4 protein-coding genes are annotated in these 2539 nt (G+C 65.5%); all 4 read right to left on the reverse strand.

From position 1 onward, the window contains the following. Nucleotides 1-423, reverse strand: a 423-nt coding sequence (locus AC1VAN_RS18185) for a hypothetical protein (RefSeq protein ID WP_480986376.1), incomplete at its 3' end; no start/stop codon positions are given. Nucleotides 424-509: 86 nt separating this feature from the next. Continuing rightward, complete coding sequence (locus AC1VAN_RS18190; protein ID WP_442251757.1) at nucleotides 510-947, reverse strand: hypothetical protein; 438 nt, start codon at nucleotides 945-947, stop codon at nucleotides 510-512. Nucleotides 948-977: 30 nt separating this feature from the next. Then, a complete protein-coding gene (locus tag AC1VAN_RS18195) occupies nucleotides 978-1406 on the reverse strand; it encodes a hypothetical protein (protein ID WP_442251756.1) in 429 nt (142 codons plus the stop codon). A gap of 67 nt (nucleotides 1407-1473) precedes the next feature. Next, nucleotides 1474-2539 (reverse strand): serine hydroxymethyltransferase (gene glyA, locus AC1VAN_RS18200; RefSeq protein WP_480986377.1); only part of this gene is annotated, 1066 nt, incomplete at its 5' end.

Consider the following 2539-nt stretch of genomic DNA (forward strand, 5'->3'; position numbering starts at 1 on the left):
GCCATCGGAAGTGGCAGGCCATCGGAAGTGGCAGGCGAGGCTGATCCAAGGAGCCCCCCAACCGATTGCCAGTATCAGCAGTATCGGATCCACTCCAAAACTTGAAACTGTTATCACCGACGCGGACACAGCCTGAGCAGCTGACACTAGAAACAGCGTCCCCAGCACCGGCGCGGCGGGCTTCAATCCATCCGGTCCGCGCATCTGCCACGTGTTTGCGAGCTGGAAAACAAGCGGGATCGCCGTCACAGAGAGCAGACCCCACATCGCAAGCAATGCAAGAAGTGCGCTGTTGTCACCGCCGTGCGCCCATACCCATAGGAACAGCAGCGAACCCAACAGGCCAGCCAACGCGCAGGGAATGGAGAAAAGAAGGCTGTGGAGAAGCAGGTAGAGGCCGTGTCGGCGGCGCGAGGATTGCATCGGGGGCTCCTTCCAGTAGGTCGGAAGACCCTAGTCCTGACACCTGCGGCACACCATGCAATTTCTCTGAAACTTCCAACCGCCAGTCACACAGCGTCGGTCGCACCCCGCCGCAGCCACACCAGATGCGCAGTCGGCACCAGCAGCGGCACGCCCAGTACCAGATAGCCCAGTACCTGCCAGGGGCTGCCGGCAAACAAGCTGAAAAGCACCACGCCGATCACCGCCAGCGCCGCCATGGCGCCCAGCGCCAAGCCGATCCAGGGAATACGGGCGGTGTGCCGCAGGCCATCGCGCCCGCGCTTCAAGTAGCAGATGCTGAGCCACAACCAGGCCAGCAAGCCGATCACACCCGCCAGCGCCCACAGCAACAGCACCGCACCTTCGTCGCCGCGCATCAGGCCGTGGCGGGTCAGGAAGGTGTAGATGCCGAAGCCGGCGACGCCGCCACCGGCCACCAGTGCAGGCAACCCCAGCAGCAGGCATTGGGCGATATACAGGCGTTTGTGCAGGCGCTCATCCATGCGTTCGAATCTCCTTGCTGGCTGCTTGCTTCACGTGCGTGGTCGCAGCCACAACAGCATGGCGGCCGGGACCAGCAACGACGGCCCCAGCAGCAGCAGACCGAAGCCTTCGCTGCCGTGGGTGATGCCCAGCCACAGCCCCATGCCCAACAGCGGCAGCGCCGCCAGCATGCCAAGCAGCAGCGCGCCCCACTGCGCCCGGCTGCGCGCATGCAGTGCGCTGCGCCCTGCAAACAAATATCCGCAACTGAGGTCCAGCCAGGCGATGCAACCGGCGAGTCCGGCCAGGCCCCACAGCAGCATCAATGCCTGCCCGGGCAGGTTGACGGTGCCGTCGGCAAGTGAAAGCACGCTTCCGGCCATGGCCAGTACCGCCATCGCCCCACCAAACAGCACGCTGGGTGCGCCCAACGGCACAGCCAAGGCTGCATAGAGATACCTGAGGCGGCGCTCATCCATGCGCGGGTACTCCGGTGCCGGGGCCAGAACCCTTCCCGCAGGGAAGGGCTCCGACCCCAGTGCCCGATCAACCGTAGACCGGGTACTTGCGGCACTGCGCGCTGACCGCATCACGCACGCGGGCGATCACGGCCTCATCGGCCGGGGCGTCGAGCACGTCGGCGATCCAGTTGGCCAGGTCCACGCAGTCCTGTTCCAGGTAACCGCGGGTGGTCACCGCCGGGGTGCCCAGGCGCAGGCCCGAGGTCACGAACGGCGAACGCGGGTCGTTCGGCACCGAGTTCTTGTTGACGGTGATATGGGCCTTGCCCAGTGCGGCTTCCGCGTCCTTGCCGGACACGTCCTTGCCGATCATGTCGACCAGCATCAGGTGGTTCTGGGTGCCACCGGAGACGATCTTGTAGCCGCGCGCGATGAGCGTGTTGGCCATCGCCTGCGCGTTCTTCACCACCTGCTGCTGGTAGGTCTTGAAGCCCGGCTCCAGCGCTTCCTTGAAGGCCACGGCCTTGCCGGCGATGACGTGCATCAGCGGACCGCCCTGGATACCCGGGAACACGATCGACTGCAGCTTCTTGACCAGGTCCTCGTCGGCGCCCTTGGCGACGATGATGCCGCCGCGCGGGCCGCGCAGGGTCTTGTGGGTGGTCGAGGTGACCACGTGCGCATGTTCCAGCGGGCTCGGGTAGACGCCAGCAGCRACCAGRCCGGCKACGTGCGCCATGTCGACGAACAGGTAGGCACCGACCTTGTCGGCGATSGCGCGGAAGCGSGCCCAGTCGATCWYCTGCGARTASGCCGAGAARCCGGCRACGACCATCTTCGGCTTGTGYTCCAGKGCSAGSCKCTCGACTTCGTCGTARTCGATCAGRCCCTGGTCGTTGACGCCGTACTGCACGGCGTTGAACAGCTTGCCCGAGGCGTTGACCTTGGCACCGTGGGTGAGGTGGCCGCCGTGGGCCAGGCTCATGCCGAGGATGGTGTCGCCCGGCTGCAGCAGCGCGAAGTACACGGCCTGGTTGGCCTGCGAACCGCTGTGCGGCTGCACGTTGGCGTAGTCCGCATCGAACAGCTGCTTGAGGCGGTCGATCGCCAGCTGTTCGGCGATGTCCACGTATTCGCAGCCACCGTAGTAG

It is taken from the genome of Stenotrophomonas sp. 05L44_2, assembly GCF_056665995.1.

What these genes read in the sequence shown, in the direction of transcription:
- AC1VAN_RS18190 (WP_442251757.1), bottom strand. Translation starts at nt 947, where the DNA reads ATGGATGAGCGCCTGCACAAACGCCTGTATATCGCCCAATGCCTGCTG.
- AC1VAN_RS18195 (WP_442251756.1), bottom strand. Translation starts at nt 1,406, where the DNA reads ATGGATGAGCGCCGCCTCAGGTATCTCTATGCAGCCTTGGCTGTGCCG.